The organism is Eubacterium sp. 14-2, assembly GCF_000403845.2.
Lineage (GTDB): Bacteria > Bacillota > Clostridia > Lachnospirales > Lachnospiraceae > Petralouisia.
In genome coordinates this window covers 1,600,105-1,616,161 of record NZ_KE159567.1, presented here as the reverse complement: position 1 = coordinate 1,616,161, position 16,057 = coordinate 1,600,105, and the positions used below count along the sequence as shown (strand labels likewise).

The 16,057-nt window shown below is 47.2% G+C and carries 13 protein-coding genes; 1 reads left to right on the top strand and 12 read right to left on the bottom strand.

Features of this window, described 5'->3' with window-relative positions; genetic code table 11:
- Positions 1-5: 5 nt before the first annotated feature.
- The 8 genes from C805_RS14580 to gpr all read right to left on the bottom strand — a co-directional run bounded on the left by C805_RS14580 (position 6) and on the right by gpr (position 9,371).
- Positions 6-689, bottom strand: coding sequence for an epoxyqueuosine reductase QueH (locus tag C805_RS14580; protein WP_016214640.1), 684 nt, complete (start codon positions 687-689; stop codon positions 6-8).
- Between the two features lie 2 nt (positions 690-691).
- Positions 692-2,146 carry an ATP-binding protein gene (locus C805_RS14575; protein WP_016214639.1) on the bottom strand — a complete coding sequence of 485 codons (1,455 nt, stop codon included), beginning with the start codon at positions 2,144-2,146 and terminating at the stop codon, positions 692-694.
- Entirely contained in the window at positions 2,143-2,865 is a 723-nt protein-coding gene (locus tag C805_RS14570; RefSeq protein ID WP_016214638.1) for a LytR/AlgR family response regulator transcription factor, read from the bottom strand. The genes C805_RS14575 and C805_RS14570 overlap by 4 nt, the downstream gene beginning before the upstream one ends.
- Before the next feature lie 104 nt (positions 2,866-2,969).
- Positions 2,970-4,241 (bottom strand): radical SAM family heme chaperone HemW, encoded by a 1,272-nt coding sequence (gene hemW, locus C805_RS14565; protein WP_016214637.1) that lies wholly within the window; start codon positions 4,239-4,241, stop codon positions 2,970-2,972.
- A 16-nt stretch (positions 4,242-4,257) separates the two neighbouring features.
- The gene (gene lepA / locus C805_RS14560) at positions 4,258-6,072 is read right to left on the bottom strand and encodes a translation elongation factor 4 (RefSeq protein ID WP_016214636.1); all 1,815 of its coding nucleotides are present in this window, start codon (positions 6,070-6,072) and stop codon (positions 4,258-4,260) included.
- An 89-nt stretch (positions 6,073-6,161) separates the two neighbouring features.
- On the bottom strand, positions 6,162-7,025 hold the full coding sequence (locus C805_RS25235; RefSeq protein ID WP_016214634.1) for a CorA family divalent cation transporter: 864 nt from the start codon (positions 7,023-7,025) through the stop codon (positions 6,162-6,164).
- Between the two features lie 27 nt (positions 7,026-7,052).
- Positions 7,053-8,339 (bottom strand): stage II sporulation protein P, encoded by a 1,287-nt coding sequence (gene spoIIP, locus C805_RS14550; protein ID WP_016214633.1) that lies wholly within the window; start codon positions 8,337-8,339, stop codon positions 7,053-7,055.
- A gap of 81 nt (positions 8,340-8,420) precedes the next feature.
- On the bottom strand, positions 8,421-9,371 hold the full coding sequence (gpr, locus tag C805_RS14545; protein WP_016214632.1) for a GPR endopeptidase: 951 nt from the start codon (positions 9,369-9,371) through the stop codon (positions 8,421-8,423).
- A 243-nt stretch (positions 9,372-9,614) separates the two neighbouring features.
- Between gpr and rpsT the strand changes: the two genes are divergently transcribed.
- The gene (gene rpsT, locus C805_RS14540) at positions 9,615-9,878 is read left to right on the top strand and encodes a 30S ribosomal protein S20 (protein ID WP_016214631.1); all 264 of its coding nucleotides are present in this window, start codon (positions 9,615-9,617) and stop codon (positions 9,876-9,878) included.
- A gap of 173 nt (positions 9,879-10,051) precedes the next feature.
- Here the strand turns inward: rpsT and holA are convergent, their stop codons facing one another.
- The 4 genes from holA to C805_RS14520 all read right to left on the bottom strand — a co-directional run bounded on the left by holA (position 10,052) and on the right by C805_RS14520 (position 16,050).
- A complete protein-coding gene (gene holA, locus C805_RS14535) occupies positions 10,052-11,047 on the bottom strand; it encodes a DNA polymerase III subunit delta (RefSeq protein ID WP_016214630.1) in 996 nt (331 codons plus the stop codon).
- A 67-nt stretch (positions 11,048-11,114) separates the two neighbouring features.
- Positions 11,115-13,637 (bottom strand): DNA internalization-related competence protein ComEC/Rec2, encoded by a 2,523-nt coding sequence (locus C805_RS14530; protein WP_016214629.1) that lies wholly within the window; start codon positions 13,635-13,637, stop codon positions 11,115-11,117.
- Positions 13,630-14,625, bottom strand: a complete 996-nt coding sequence (locus tag C805_RS14525; RefSeq protein ID WP_016214628.1) for a GerMN domain-containing protein — start codon at positions 14,623-14,625, stop codon at positions 13,630-13,632. Before C805_RS14525 ends, C805_RS14530 begins: the two co-directional genes overlap by 8 nt.
- Positions 14,626-14,634: 9 nt before the next feature.
- Positions 14,635-16,050, bottom strand: a complete 1,416-nt coding sequence (locus C805_RS14520; protein WP_016214627.1) for a sensor histidine kinase — start codon at positions 16,048-16,050, stop codon at positions 14,635-14,637.
- Positions 16,051-16,057: the final 7 nt, after the last annotated feature.

Genomic DNA, 16,057 nt, shown 5'->3' with positions numbered 1-16,057 from the left:
ATTTATTATAGTTCCGGACTGCCGCTGCTTCCTGCCTTCTGTTTCCTGTCCTGTCGTTCTCTCATGGAAAACACGCAGCCGCAGTAATCCTGCCGATACATATCATACATTCCGGAAAGTTCCGTGGAACGTTTGAAACCGTTTTTCTTCTTAAAATCAGAAACCAGATAAGACACGCCGTACTCTTCTGCCAGCCCTTCCCCGATTTCATTTAATTTCTCCGCATTTTTCAGGGGACTGATGGACAGTGTTGTGGTAAAATAATCCATTTCCAGCTTTTTTGCCTGTCGGGCTGCTTCCCGCAGCCGCAGTTCATAACAGCGAAAGCAGCGTTCTCTGCCTTCCGGAAGTTCTTCCATCCCCCTGGCCATCTGATAAAACCTTTCTTTCTCATAAGCTCCTTCCAGAAATTCCATGGGATGGCAGAGCTTTTCTGTCTCCTGCATATCCCGCTGAAATCTGAACATAAACTGTTTCTGTTCTTCCACCCGTTTATGGTATTCCTCTTCCGGATAAATATTGGGATTGTAATAGAACAGGGTAATCTGAAAGTACCGGGATAAATATTCCAGTACATAACTGCTGCAGGGGGCGCAGCAGCTGTGAAGAAATAATTTCGGCACCCGGCCCTGTTGTTCCTGTTCTTCCAGAATCTGATCCAGCTCTTTCTGATAATTACGCTTCCTCATTGTTATGATTCACTCCGTTTTTCCATACTGTGACCGCCCAAATTCAGCATAACGGTCAGCAAAAACATTCCGTCCTTTGTTTCAATGTCAATGGCCCCATAATATTTTTCCGCTGCCCTGCGGATATTTTTCAGCCCCAGACCATGATGCTGCCTGTCCTCTTTGGCAGACAGAGGAAGACCGCTTTCCCTGTCCCAGTCCAGGGAACCTGTAAAGGTATTTTTTATTTCAATCAGGAATACCTGTTTCCTGCAGCGGGAATGGAGCATAATCTGCCGGTTTTCTTCCGGTTCCCTGCTTACCGCTTCCAGTGCGTTTTCCAGTGCGTTATTTAAAATAATGCTGATGTCAAATACATCCGGCCCTTCCTGCTCCGGGAAGAAAAATCCCGTTTCAAACCGAACCTTTTCTTCTTTTGCCCGGCTGTATTTTTCATTGATGATTACATCCGTAACGGGATTTCCCGTTCTGTGCTCATATTCCATCTGCTCCACTGCCCGTTCCACGGAACCCAGCCAGGCCCGGGCCTCCTCATAGTTCTGCTGATCCATCAGGGATTCCATTACAGTAATGTGATTTTTCACGTCATGCTTCATCCCCCGGATCCCGGCGTAAAGCTGTTCGATTTCCCGGATATGAGACTGCATCTCCCGCATCTGATTTTCCAGCAGTTCCTGATACTTTTCTTCTTCCTGCTTCCGTTCCAGTTCATGAAACAGCTTCCACACCGCAAATATGGACGCCAGACTCAGAATATTAATCATAAGAACGGTCAGCCAGATAGAGAAATACTGCCAGGGGCTGAACCATGCCGCATTCTGTCCCGGTCCTGATTCCACGTGAATCCAGTGAATCATAAAATAGCAGAGAGCTCCCAGAATTCCCGGCATCAGCAGAATCAGAATTTCTTTTCCGTCAGGCCTGCGATTCCGAAAAGGCACATTGCGGGCCGCAAATTTCGCCATGATAACAAAACTCCCCAAAAGCCACAGCAAACCCAGTGCGGCAGACAGAGCAATATGCACCATGGAAATCTGTCCTGTATTGATATAACGGTTTTCTGTAGCTTTGTTGAACAGAACAGTTCCCAGTTCATACAGGGACATATTAATCTGATTGATGGCTGACATCACATGAAATCGTATGGAAAAAAAGGTGACGCACAGAAAAACCTTAATCCATATATCCTCCCGGCTTCCCGGCAGCAGTACAGCAAATACCGCCAGAACCCCCAGAATATATGCCGCAAAACTGTCCAGAACCATCGGTATTTCTCCCAGAAAAATCATGGTGACAGCATAAACTGCCGTTACATACCATCTGCGCCTGCCTTTTGAATCTGCTTCCAGAAGAATTTCTGTCAGTTGTCCAAAAAAGAATGCGCCAGTAAGATGCCCCAGATTCATTTCCAGAAAGGTCAGGATTTCAAATATCTCTTCCGGCGATAAACTGCTCATATGGCTTCCTCTGTCCTTTTTATATAGTTCAGATACCGCTGCACAAATTCCCTGTACTTCTGTTTAGCCAGCAGAATCACTGTTCCGTCTTCCAGTGTAATATCCGTGGCGCAGTATCCGGAAACATACCGAAGATGAACCAGATAACTCCGGTGGGAGCGCACAAAATCTTCTCCCAGCTCCTGTTCCAGATCCATCAGCTTTGCATAAAATTCCATGCTTTCTCTGGTGGTATGCAGCGTTACTTTACGGTTTCTCACCTCTGCATACATAATATCACACACGGGAATTTTCCTGGAAAACGCCCCGGATTTCACAAGAATTGCACGCTCCTCCTCCATTGCCTGAGGGGAAACTGCAGAATCTTTCACCCGGTTCACCGCTGCCTCTAACACCTGATAAAACTTCTCTTTTTTCAGAGGTTTTACCAGATAGTGAAAGGCGTCCACATCAAAGGCCTGGAATACATATTCCTCCCAGGCAGTGAGAAAAATCAGGACTGCCCGCCGGTTCTTTTTCCGGATTCTGCGGGCTGTTTCCATACCGTCGATTCCCTCCATCTGAATATCCAGAAAAATAATATCCAGCTCCTGACTGTGAGGCAGAAGCTGTTCGCCCCTTTCATATTCCAGAATCTGACAGGACGGATACAGCTGGCGGATTCGCTCCCCAATGGCGGCTCTTATCACCTTTTCATCATCACATACTGCAATTTTCAAGTCTTTTCCCTCCATCTGCGCATATTTTATGTTATATCGTGTGATTCTGCCGGAAAAAACTTTTTTTGTTGTGAAGCGCCCTTTTTCTGATGTAAAACCTGTAATTATCCATCCTGTTCCACCAGGAATCCGCTCAGTACATAATTGCTCACTCCGATTCCCGCCTCTGTCAGGAAAATCCTGCCTTCTTTCTGTTCCACCAGCCCCTGGCTCTGAAACTTCTGCAGCCTGGCCCCGTAAATGCCTTCCGGCTCCATTCCAAACTGCCGGCGGAATTCTGCTCTGGAAATGCCTTCTGTCATGCGAAGGCCCAGAAACATAAATTCCTCCATCTGCTGTGTTTTGTCCAGCACTGTCACTTCCGCCGGCAGATTTTGCTGCTCCCCTGGCCCATTCCCGGATTCTCTCCCTGGGTTTTCCGGACCTTTCTGAAGAATCCGGGACAGATCCACATACTGTCCCTTCAGGTACGTCTCCAGATCCCTGGGATTGGAAAACCGCTTCTCTTCCATCAGGGAAGCGCTTCCCAGACCCAGACCCAGATAGGGAACTCTTTGCCAGTAGCCGGTATTGTGGCGGCATTCTCTGCCTGTCCTGGCATAATTGGAAATCTCGTAACGATGATATCCCTTTTCCTCCAGCAGATTACGGGTCAGCTCATACATCTCCCGCTCTGTTTCTTCTTCCGGCAGGATTTCGGGATGTTCCCCCTGTTCCCGGCGCAGCTCGTCCGCCCCGTACTGTTCAAAAAAAAGCGTCCCTTCTTCCACCATCAGGCTGTAGGCAGAAATATGATCCGGCCGCAGGGCCAGCACCTTTTCCAGTGTATCTCTCCAGTCTTCTACGGTCTGCCTGGGAAGTCCGGATATTAAATCCAGATTTATATTTTCAAATCCCATTTTCCGGGCCAGTGCAAAATTTTCCAGAAATTCCTCAAAGGTATGGATACGCCCCAGAAGCTCCAGCTCCCTGTTGCTGGCAGACTGCAGCCCCATGCTCAGCCGGTTGATTCCGGAATTTCTGCAGAATAAAAGTTTCTGTCTGTCCAGAGTACCGGGATTGCATTCCAGCGTAATCTCCGCCTCCGGCTCCAGGCTGAAGCTGTTCCTTACTTCCTCCATCAGTTCCGCAATCTGCACACCTGACAGGAGGGAAGGTGTGCCGCCTCCGAAAAACACAGTGGAAACCTGATATCCTCTGCAAAATCGCCCCTTTTCTCTGAGTTCTGTCAACAGCATGTCCACATACTGTCTGCGGAGTGTTTCTTCTGCCGGCATGGACAGAAAATCGCAGTAACTGCATTTTCGCACACAAAAGGGAATATGCAGATACAGCTCCAGATTCCTTCTGTTTTCTTTTTCGGAAAAAGGTTTCATAAATCGGCTCCAGTGTCTATTTGTCATCCAGTTTCAGCACGCTCATAAAGGCTTTCTGGGGAATTTCCACGTTACCTATCTGGCGCATCCGTTTCTTTCCCTCTTTCTGCTTCTCCAGCAGCTTCCGCTTTCTGGAAATATCCCCGCCATAACATTTTGCAAGCACATCCTTGCGCATGGCTTTCACCGTTTCCCTGGCGATAACCTTGCTTCCAATGGCCGCCTGAACCGGAATTTCAAACAGATGCCTTGGTATCTCTTCTTTTAATTTTTCACACATTTTTCTTCCCCGCTCATAAGCGGTTCCGCTGTGGACAATGAAAGACAGGGCATCCACTTCTTCCTTATTAATCAGGATATCCAGTTTCACCAGTTCCGAACGAGCATAGCCTTTCATCTCATAGTCAAAGGAGGCATAGCCTCTGGACCGTGATTTCAGGGCGTCAAAAAAGTCATAGATAATTTCATTTAAGGGCAGTTCATATTTCAGCAGGGCTCTGGTTTCTTCCATATATTCCATGCTTACATAAATTCCCCGGCGCTCCTGGCACAAATCCATAATGGCCCCGATATAATCACTGGTCACCATGATTTCCGCACTGACTACCGGTTCTTCCATATATTCAATCTCCGCCGGATCCGGCAGGTTGGAAGGATTGGTCAGTTCAATCACTTCCCCGTTGGTCTTATGGACTTTATAAATAACACCGGGCGCCGTAGTCACCAGGTCCAGATTATATTCCCGCTCCAGACGCTCCTGAATAATTTCCAGGTGCAGCAGTCCCAGAAAACCGCAGCGGAATCCAAAGCCCAGCGCAATGGATGTTTCCGGCTCAAACTGCAGAGCCGCATCGTTTAACTGAAGTTTTTCCAGCGCATCCCGCAGATCCGGGTATCTGGCGCCGTCTGCCGGGTACATGCCGCAGTAGACCATGGAGTTTACCTTTTTATATCCCGGAAGGGGTTCCCCGCAGGGATGGTCCGCATCTGTAATGGTGTCTCCCACCTGTGTGTCCCTGACATTTTTCAGGCTGGCAGTCAGATAACCCACCATTCCGGCGCTGAGTTCCTCACAGGGAATAAACTGTCCTGCACCGAAATAGCCCACCTCCACCACGTCGGCTCTGGCTCCTGTGGCCATCATTTTAATGGTGGTACCCGGTTTTACCCGGCCTTCCTTGATACGGCAGAACACAATAACCCCTTTGTAGGAATCATACAGGGAGTCAAAAATCAATGCCTGTAAAGGGTTGTCCGGATTTCCTCCCGGCGCCGGAATTTTTGCCACAATCTGTTCTAACACTTCTTCGATGTTCTGTCCGGTTTTTGCGGAAATCCTGGGTGCATCCTGAGCTTCCAGGCCTATAACGTCTTCGATTTCCTCAATTACCCGCTCCGGCTGGGCACTGGGCAGATCTATTTTATTGATGACAGGAAGAATATCCAGGTCATGATCCAGTGCAAGGTATACGTTTGCCAGCGTCTGGGCTTCGATTCCCTGAGCTGCATCCACCACCAGCACCGCCCCGTCGCATGCTGCCAGGCTTCTGGATACCTCATAATTAAAATCCACATGTCCCGGCGTGTCAATCAGATTGAATATGTATTCTTCTCCATTCTGCGCCTGATATACAATTCGTACCGTCTGAGCCTTGATGGTAATGCCCCGTTCCCGTTCCAGTTCCATATTGTCAAGGACCTGGGCCTGCATTTCCCGGCTGGTGAGAAGGCCGGTTTTCTCGATAATGCGGTCCGCCAGTGTGGATTTTCCGTGGTCTATATGTGCAATAATGCAAAAATTCCTGATTTTACTTTGGTCCGTTGCTGCCATGATCTTTCAAAATCCTCCTGTTATCTCTGTTTCGTTACGTTTCAGACTATAGTATATACTCTCGCCTGTATCTTCGCAATCTTTTTTTCCTAAAACAATTTTTTCTTCCGGAAAAACCAGATACATACCAGTACCACCAGCACGCTTAAAACACCTGCAAAGGGATAGCCGTATTTCCAGCCCAGCTCCGGCATTCCGGCAAAATTCATTCCGTACCAGCCTGCAATCAAAGAAAGGGGCATGAAAACCGTAGTGACTGTGGTGAACACCTTCATGATGTGATTCTGTTCATAGGACAGCGCCGCATCCAGCGCTTCCCGGATATGCACCAGTTCTTCGTACAGAAACTGGGTCTCCTCGGTGAGGCGCCGCAGCTTATTTTCATAGACACGAAAAAAACAGGCAGATTCCTCATTTAAAATCTGCCCCCGTCCTTCTTTCTTTTTCTGTTCCAGTCCGTTGATCCCCTCCACCACATTCAGAAACTGCACATAATCATTTTTCCACACCGCCAGAGAACGTTTACACTCAAAAATATTCTGATTTCGGTTCCGGTTGATTTTTCCTTTCACAATTTCCTGTTCCATGTCAATCAGATATTTTTCCATCCGTTCCACTTTCTGCTGGCCCCGCTTTAAAACAGCCTCAAAAAGCTCTTCCAGCCCTTCCTCCATGGGAGGGTTTTCAGACCGCAGCAGAATCTCTTTTTCTTCTTTCCCGGTTACCAGAATGAAATCCTGCTCATTCAGCAAAAAGGCAGCGCTGACGGTTCCCTGTGCTCCCTCATGAATCCGGAAGGCTCCATACAGGGAATCTTCCACCAGTTTCACACCGCTCCAGTATTCCGGCTCCAGTTTGTACAGGGACTGCAGCAGCAGTTCTTCCTGCTGATTTCTCTCTTTCTGTTCCAGATTCTCCCGGTTCATCCACCGGATTCTGCCTGCTTCTTCCATCACTGTTTCCTCCATTGGTATTGAACATCATTCTGACAGCACTTTATGTAAAATATCCGCCAGGGGCTCCATGGCATTCATGGCCTCTTCCAGCGTATTGGTCTGGGCGCCCACCTCCACCAGCAGGCTTTTGGGCCGGTAATGCAGGTTATAGCGGTAACCTTTCAGGTAATTTGCCCTGGCAAAACCGGGATAATATTCCTCCGCCGCCAGCTTAAGCTGAAAAGAAAAGGCCAGATTGTCTGCCAGAAACGGATTTGCCAGATAAGCGATATCACCGTTGGAAGTGGTTCGGCTCAGCCCGTTGAAAAACATAATCTGGGCAGTCTGTTTTCCGTTTACCTCCGACACCAGGCGAGTCGTGTCCGCAACCCCGTCCCGGTGCAGATCAATCACCACTTCAATCTCCGGATTTTCCGCAAGAATCTGTTCCAGGGCCGGTCCTGCATAAGAATAGGCATTATCTCTGTCTTTTACATCATATTCTCCGGTGTGGTGCATAACATTATATCCTTTTTCCCTCAAAAGTGTTGTGAGATATTCCGCCACGCCCACCACACCGGTACCTGTATCCCCCGGTGTGGAATCCGCGTATCCTTCCTGGGAATGGGTATGGTAAATCAGAATCTGTACATTTTCAGCTCCCTTTTCCAGCTTCATACTCTTTCCAAGAAGCGCGTCTGCATTCAGCTGGCTGCTGTCAATGGTGGTGGTACGGTCAATCTGATAAAAATTCTGCACCAGATAGTCAAAATCATTTAATTTTTCTCTGGAAATCTCCAGGGCTTTTCCCTCTGCATCCACAGAAGTTTCCGCCTGTTCCTGTTCGTCTTTCTTTTTCTGTTCCGTTTTGCTTTCTTCTGTCTTCTGTTCCTCCGGAGTTTCCTGGCTTTCCTGTTCCTCCGGAGTTTCCTGGCCTCCCTGTTCCTCCGGAGATTTTTCCCCTTCCCGCTCATTTTCTGCCAGCAGCGCTCCGGCCAGGTCGCTTTCCACCCTGGTATTATACTCCGTCATGGTTTCGCTGAACTGGCAGACCGGATAAGTCTGTTCCAGTTTTTCCAGAAACCAGGCCCCCAGTGTGGGAGACTGTTCCTGGTCTTTTTCTGTTATCATAATCATCATGCAGTTTTTAAAGGCTCCCACCGCAATCTCTTCTTTTATCCAGGAGATAACCTGTTTTACTGCAGGCGCTTTTCCCGTTTCCGACATGTTCTGATAACATACAAATACAAACAGGAGGCTTACAAGCAGCAGAACCCCTCCTGTATAACTCCTGACTTTCCTTCTTCTCTCTTTTCCTGAAAAATTCCCCATTCCCGTCTTCCTTATCCGTCGTCTGCAAAAAGGCAGTTATATTTATATTGAATAATTAAATATATGCCTGTACGAAAATATTTATGCAAATGCAATATTCAATCCTTCGGAAAGGGTAAAACTCAGACGTCTGACGGATTCGTCAATATCCTTCGGGGTTACAAACATGGTATTCAGCTGGGGAGACAGAAGTTCCCGAATCAGTTCATATTTTTCCATGTCATTCAATGCATTCAGCCCGGTGGTAAGGGTCTCAAGGTGGCTGTTCTCCTCCATGGCCTGAATCAGGGTATGCATGGTATCATTTACGATGGTGGCCGCATCCACAACCGTAGGCACCCCGATGGCTATTACGGGAATTCCCATGGTTTTTTCTGACAGGCCATGGCGGTGGTTCCCCACGCCGGAACCGGGATTAATACCGGTATCTGTAATCTGTATGGTTCGGCTTAACCTTCTGGTACTTCTGGCTGCCAGCGCATCAATGGCAATCATCACATCGGGTTTCGTTTCATCCACAACACCGCGGATAATTTCCTGGCTTTCCATTCCGGTCTGGGCCATCACCCCGGGCACAATTCCGCTGACCGCATTTACCTCTTCTTCTCCGAATGCATATTTTCCAAATTCTTTCAGTACATGACGGGTAATCAACATGTTGTCCACCACCCTGGGCCCAAGAGCATCGGGCGTTACTTCCCGGTTTCCCAGCCCCGCCACCAGTACCGACAGCGTTTCTTTTTTCGGAGGCAGGAGCTTCCGGATGATTTTTGCCAGCTCAAGGGAAATTTCCCGATGGTAGTCCTCGTCCTGGCAGTCCATATTGGCTGCTTCCAGTGTAATATAGGTCCCTTTGGGTTTTCCCATGGCTTTTGCCCCGTTTTCTGTCTCGATTACCATGGTGGTAATTTTAATTTCTGATTTTTCCCGATATTCTTCTTCTACCCGCACTCCTTTGATTTCCACATTGTCCTCTTCAAATTTCTCACGGGTTTCCAATGCCAGATCTGTACGCACCTGAAACTGTTCCATAACAATCCCTCCAAGAATATTTCCAGTTTTCATTTCATCTTATGCAGCAATAACTATTTTTTACAAAAAGTGTTGGAATATGTATTGACAGACTGAAAATTTGGGACTAGAATATATGAGTATGTTTACATTAGAACGTCCGTGTCCGGATTTAATGAAACAACTGTAGAATACAGTACAATCCTTTTTCCGCATAACAGTCAACTGGATTGTCATACTTTTATAAAATTGGAGGTGTACGGATTGGCTAACATCAAATCAGCAAAAAAGAGAATTTTAGTAACTGCAACAAGAACAGCCCGCAACAAATCTATCAGATCTGCTGTTAAAACTTCTGTTAAAAAGGTAGAAGCTGCTATTACAGCAAATGATAAGGAGGCTGCACAGGCAGCATTAACCGCTGCTATTTCTCAGATCAGCAGAGCTGCTTCCAAAGGTGTTTATCACAAAAACAATGCAGCCAGAAAAGTTTCTCAGCTTACCAAAGCTGTAAACAACATTGCTTAGTTTTTATAAAAAGGAAATCATAAAAAGAAGCCGATACCGTCAGTCGGCTTCTTTTTTCTGTGTATCATTTTCTGTTTGTCATTTTCTGCAAATTGTATTGCCAGGAATTATTATTATGACAACGTCAGCAACGATAACTCCAGGAAAACCTGCGACTTTTCAGTCCATTCTTCTTACCCTGAGTTACAGTTCTTACTGCTCAGACGGACAATCAGCACCTCCACTGCCATCCGGTCATTCATAGTTCCGGTTTTGACATCCTCTTCTGCCTGCACACAGTCTGAGACAGCCTTTTTCAGCTGTTCCGGCGTAAAATGCCCTGACTGGGCAAGATGTTTCCGGGCCGCAAATTCAGGAATCCCCAGCCTGGAAGAAATGGCTTTTGAATCATACCCCTGATTGCGCAGTTCCTTCACAAGGAGTAAACTCTGAAACTGCCGGGCCACCAGAAACAGAATCCGCATAGATGGTTCTTTCAGTGCGAGAAGGTCATAGTAAAGCTCCAGGGCCTGTCTCTGCCTCTGCTCTGCAATATAATTTACCATGTCAAAAATTCTCCCGGTGGTCTGTCCCACACATACGGCTTCCACATCTTCCGCTGTAATGACTTCCCGCCCCAGGGTATAGCAAAACAGCTTTTCCAGTTCCCTGTCTATATTCTCCATGTCGTTTCCTGCTGTTTCCAGAAAAAGCTCCATAACCGGCTGGGTAATTTTTTTATTTTCCCGTCTGAGACGGGTGAGAATCCACTTTGTCAGAAGCCCCTCCTTCTGTCTGGCAAACTCCACCACTCTCCCTGCATTTTTTACAGCCTTATACATTTTACTGCGCTTATCCACCTCATCTTCCACAAACACAAAACAGGCAGCCGGTGCAATCTGTTTCATATAATCTGCCAGTTTATCGCAGGAAGATTTGAAAAAACCGCTATTCTCCACCAGAATCAACCGGTGCTCTGCCAAAAAGGGAAGTGTTTCCGCCAAATCAATCAGTTCTTCCGGATTGATTTGTTTTCCCTCATAAATTCCTGTATTCATGGTATCACCCTCAGAAGATAAAGCAAGTTTTAACTTCTGTCTGTACTGCTTTTTCAGATAGGCTTCCTCTCCGTACAGCAGGTACACTGACTGAAAACTGCCCTTTTTTATATCCTCATCTATGCTTTTCATAAATGCCTGCTCCTTTTTATGCTGAATGCTCTGATTATTGTGATTCCCATCTTATTTTCTTTCTATACTACCATAATTCTGCTCCTTTTTCAATCTCAGGAAGCTGAACTGTTCTGTCATCGGTCATAAATCGGACAGCAATTTCATCTCCCTTCGGCCAAAGGGTAATCTGACCTTTTTCCATAGTACAGAATATCCTGCTTCCGGCCTCTCTTATCCGCTCCAGAGCCTCCCTGCCCGGATGTCCATAGGAATTTCCCTTTCCGCAGGAAACAGTCGTCACCTTTGGAGAAAAAATCTCCAGCAGTTCCCGGCTGTTGGAACCATTTGAACCGTGATGGGAAGATTTGTAGAAATCCACATGATTTATTCCCCGCTCTTTCATCCATGTTTTCACCTGCTGCCGGGCGATCTGCTGTTCCTGCTCCGCGCCGATGTCTCCGGTAAACATTCCGGTAAAACCCTGATGTTCCAGGGCAACCACAAGAGAATTGCCATTTCGGTCTTCTTTTCCCCTTTTATGTACATCAGGTTCCGGATGAAAAACCGTAAATTTCGTATTTTCTGTGCCAAACTTCATGCCGGGAACTGCCAAAACCACCTGGCAGCCTGCCTTTTTTGCCAGTTCCAGTAATGATTCCGCGTTCTCATCTTCCGCCATACCTCTGGCAGCAATCAGATATTCCACCCGGTATCCCTTTTCCAGCAGTTCTTTCAGTCCGCTGATATGATCCGCATCTGCATGGGACACAATCCATCCTCTGACAGATGTAATTCCTCTGGATTTCAGAAAGGGCAGAATCCGTCGGGTACCCACCTGCTTCACATCACTGCTGCCTCCATCCACAAAAAAATGTTCCCCTTCTTCTGTCTGAATAAAAATTCCGTCTCCCTGCCCCACATCCAGCACAGCAATTTCAAACTGAGGCCCTTCCCGCAAAAACAGGAGCATCCCAAGAGCTGCCGTAATTCCTGCCCCCGCGGCAATTTTTCCCACTCTGTACCACGGAGACTGTACTGATTCAGAAGAGGAATTATCGGTGTGTTTAAAGGGACGTCCGGACAGTTTACTGCTGAAATGGCACAGGTACCATACCAGTCCCAGAATTCCATAATAAGCAAATACCAGTCTGATATCCGGCTTCCCCGCCAGAAATACTGCTCCCGGCAGATTTAAAGCGCTGCGGCAGATTATCTCATTTCCTGTAAGCATCCATCCCACAGGGCCCAGAATCACATTTCCCACAGCAGGAAAAATGCTTCCTGCTGCGGCGCCCAGAAATCCCAGCCCCAGCAAAAGACCCAGAAAGGGCAATACGCACCCGTTTACCAGTATACTGTAACAGGAGATTTCGTAATAGAAATACAGGGATAAAGGCAGAGTGGCAAGCTGAATATAAAAACTCATACTTATGGTATCTTTCCACTGCTTAAGCAGCTTTCCTGCTTTTCTGAAAAATCCCTTTCTGGTTTCATCTGTTTTTTCTTTCCTGTTTTCCTGTTCTCTGTCTTTTCTCAGAATCCGGGCCGCCGCTGTTACCCCCAGAACTGCTCCGTAAGAAAACAGAAATCCTGTATTGTCCGGCAGAAAGGGATTTTCCCAGAGCTGAAGGGCTCCGCTGACTCCAAGGGCTGTCAGAGAATCATAACTGCAGCCCAGAATCCGGGCCGTCAGAGACAGACAGAACATACAGACTGCCCGAAAGGTGGAAATTTCCATACCGGACATTGTGGCAAAACTGCATACTGCTCCTGCTGACAGCAGAATCCGCACAGTAAAGGGACAGGAACACTTTTGCAGCAGCCGGTACACACCCATACCGGCCAGAGACACATGCAGGCCGGAAATGGCCAGAATATGTCCGATGCCTGCCGCCTGATAAAGGTCCCTGCTCTCCGGCTCCAGCAAAGATTTATCCCCCAGTGTCATATCGGCCATCAGTCCGGCATTTTTTTCAGACATGCACCTCTGGTAGGTTTCCCTGAGTTTTCGTCGTATTTTTTCCAGAACCCGGATAAATTCTCTGCCCTCTTTGGACACCACCATTTCCTGTTGTGCATACAGGCGAAATTCCGTTTTTCTGCTCTGGTAATATTGTTTTTCGTTGAAATTCCCTTCATTCAGGGCTGTTTGAAATGGTTCATATTCTCCGGTCACTTTCAGAATATCTCCCCGTTGAATATGACGTTCAGAACTGTATACAAGAATCCCGCTGCCGGGATAAATCCTGCCATCTGCCAGTATCCTGGTATCTGTCAGGTAATAAAGACACTGCTCCTGTTTCTCTTCTTTTCTGCTGACTTCTCCCTGAACGGTAAGCCTGTCTCCTTCTTTTAACACTCCTTCCAGTCTGTCCCGCAGACTCTGTTCCTCCTGGAACCGGGACAGACCGAAACAAAACATCAGAACACAGGCAGCGCTCCGAATCAGTATCACCCGCCAGGGATGCTCCTGACATCGGACAATTACCAGTCCGGTGTACAGAAGAAGAGCCAGCAATCCGCCTGCCGGCCACAGGCTCCCGTACTTTTCAGCAAGAATTCCCATAAGAAGTGAAAATGTCAGGCAGCAAATTACACGATCAGTCACCTGATTCCCCCTCTTCAATTACTACATTTTCCACGCCATCTTCCTCCCGGTCCTTCTGGGAACGAACGCTCTCATCCAGATAATCCAGATTACGCTCGTAGACTGTGTTCAGCTCCAGTTTTTCCCGATAAACTCCCTGGCTGTCTCCGTTTACGGAAATCTGCACTTTATTGATGTTTGCCAGCTCCGCCAGAGAATTCACAATGGAATAAATTACCACCGGCTCCGCAACCTCATAATTCTGATTGAGAAATCCCTCATTCAGGTTCACAAATCCCACCCCGTCCAGCACAGATACATTTACCAGTTTGGTTCCTTCCGGAATGGCAGAACGCTTTCCTTTTCCTTTCGGCCCTTTTAGCAGCTGCTCCATCACCAGTTTTTCCAGGGAAATGTTGCTGCTGTAATGGACCTCCTGCACTTCCGGTATCAGCGCTGTCCCTTCGGGATTGGAAAAATACAGCGTGATGCTGGCTGTCTGAATGGTATTAATCTGTTCGCCCGGATTCTCGATAAAACTCTCTGCTGTCATCAGACCAATCAGATTCCCGCCATCATCTGTCAAAGGTGAATCCATTACATAAAAGGAAATGCATTCCACCCCTTCCACCTGAATCAGGGTTCTTACAATGGCAGCTCTGCACAGTACTTCCCGGACATTATCCATCTCCATATAGGCACTGTTAAAATACAGATATAACTGGGAATTATCCAGTTTCCAGGATTCCAGCTTCACCTGCGCCGGAAGGGCCCTGTGATAATCAGAATGCTTTTTATCCTGAACCAGCTTCCGCAGAAGTTCCCGTATCAGTTCTCTGTCTTCTTCCGCTTCCGGCTCATACCCAACTGCAACTGTTTTTGTATTTTCTTTGTTGACATAATAAATCTTATATTCTGACGCGTCTTCCCGTCCTCCTTCACATCCCGCAAGACCTGCAATGGAGAGAAACAGGAACAGCAGACACAGACTTTCCTTCGCTTTTCTCATTCCAGCCTCCTACACAATATACATCAATGGAATACGGACTGTAAAAATCGTGCCTTCTCCTTCTTTGCTGTGGGCCTTTATGGCGCCGCGGTGCATGAGAACTGCATTTCTTGTGATAGCAAGGCCAAGACCCGTTCCCCCGATTTCTCTGGAATGAGATTTATCCGCCCGGAAAAACCGTTCATAAATGTGTTCCAGTGCTTCTTCCGGTATCCCAATTCCGGAATCCTCCACCCGGACAAAGAAATATTTGTGATCTGCATTTAAAGAGACATGCACCCACCCCTCCGGTTTATTGTATTTGACAGCGTTTTCCACCAGATTGTTAAGGGCAAGGGAGAGTTTCACCTCATCCACTTCCGCGCTCACGGGGCGAAAACTTTCCAGTACCAGTTCAATATTCTTCTTCTCTGCAATGGGGCGCAGACGTTTCATAATCATCTCCAGCAAATCATTGATATTTACCACAGAAACGTTCAGGGTTCCCGCTGCCTTATCCATTTTTACCAGTGAAAGCAGATCATTGATTATTTTATTCTCCCGTTCGATTTCCTCCGCAATGTCCCCCATGAATTCCCTGTACAGCTCCACAGGGGCGTCCCCCTGAGACAGCAGAGAATCTGCCAGCACTTTCATGGAAGTAAGAGGCGTTTTCAGCTCATGGGACACATTCGAAACAAACTCCTGTCTGGAATCGTCAATTACCCGCATCCTGCTCCATATTTCATTAAAGGCGTTGGAAATAGCCTCTGTTTCCGTATAGTCGGAAATCATCAGATTTTCCTCGTCCTCTGTCTGCACTTCTTCCAGATATTTGGTCAGTCTGCCAAAAGGACGCACCAGACGACCGGACCAGAACAGAGCAAGCCCCAGGATCACCACCAGATTTGCCAGCTCTATAATCATGGCATTGTCCTTCAGATAATCATAATTCAGCAGAATGCTGTCTGTGGACACGCTCACAAGCATGACTCCCTGGTTCTTTTCAGATTCTGCTTTTTTCAGCGGAATGGCCAGTTCAATATAACGGTTTCGAGAATCATATTTGGTGATTTCCTCTCCCTGAAAACTCTTTACCACTTCCTCGGATATAATGGTTTTCCCGGTATCAAGCCCATAGGTGTCCTTTACAATCTGAAAACCACTGTTGATAATCAGAATTCTGCCATCATAGATATTAGACAGCATCTCAAGCTGTGCATTGATGATTTCCACAGAAGTATCTTTTATATAATCGTATGTAACCACCTGATTACTCAGCATCCTGGCCTGACCCAGTACGTCAATGCTGCGGTTGGATACCGCCCGATTCTCATAGCTGGCAAGAATTCCCGCCCGCAGCACCACATTGGGAATAATGCCAGTCAATGCCATCAGCAAAAACAGCCGAAATTTCAGACTGTGTAAAAATTTCAGTTTTTTCATCTCTGTT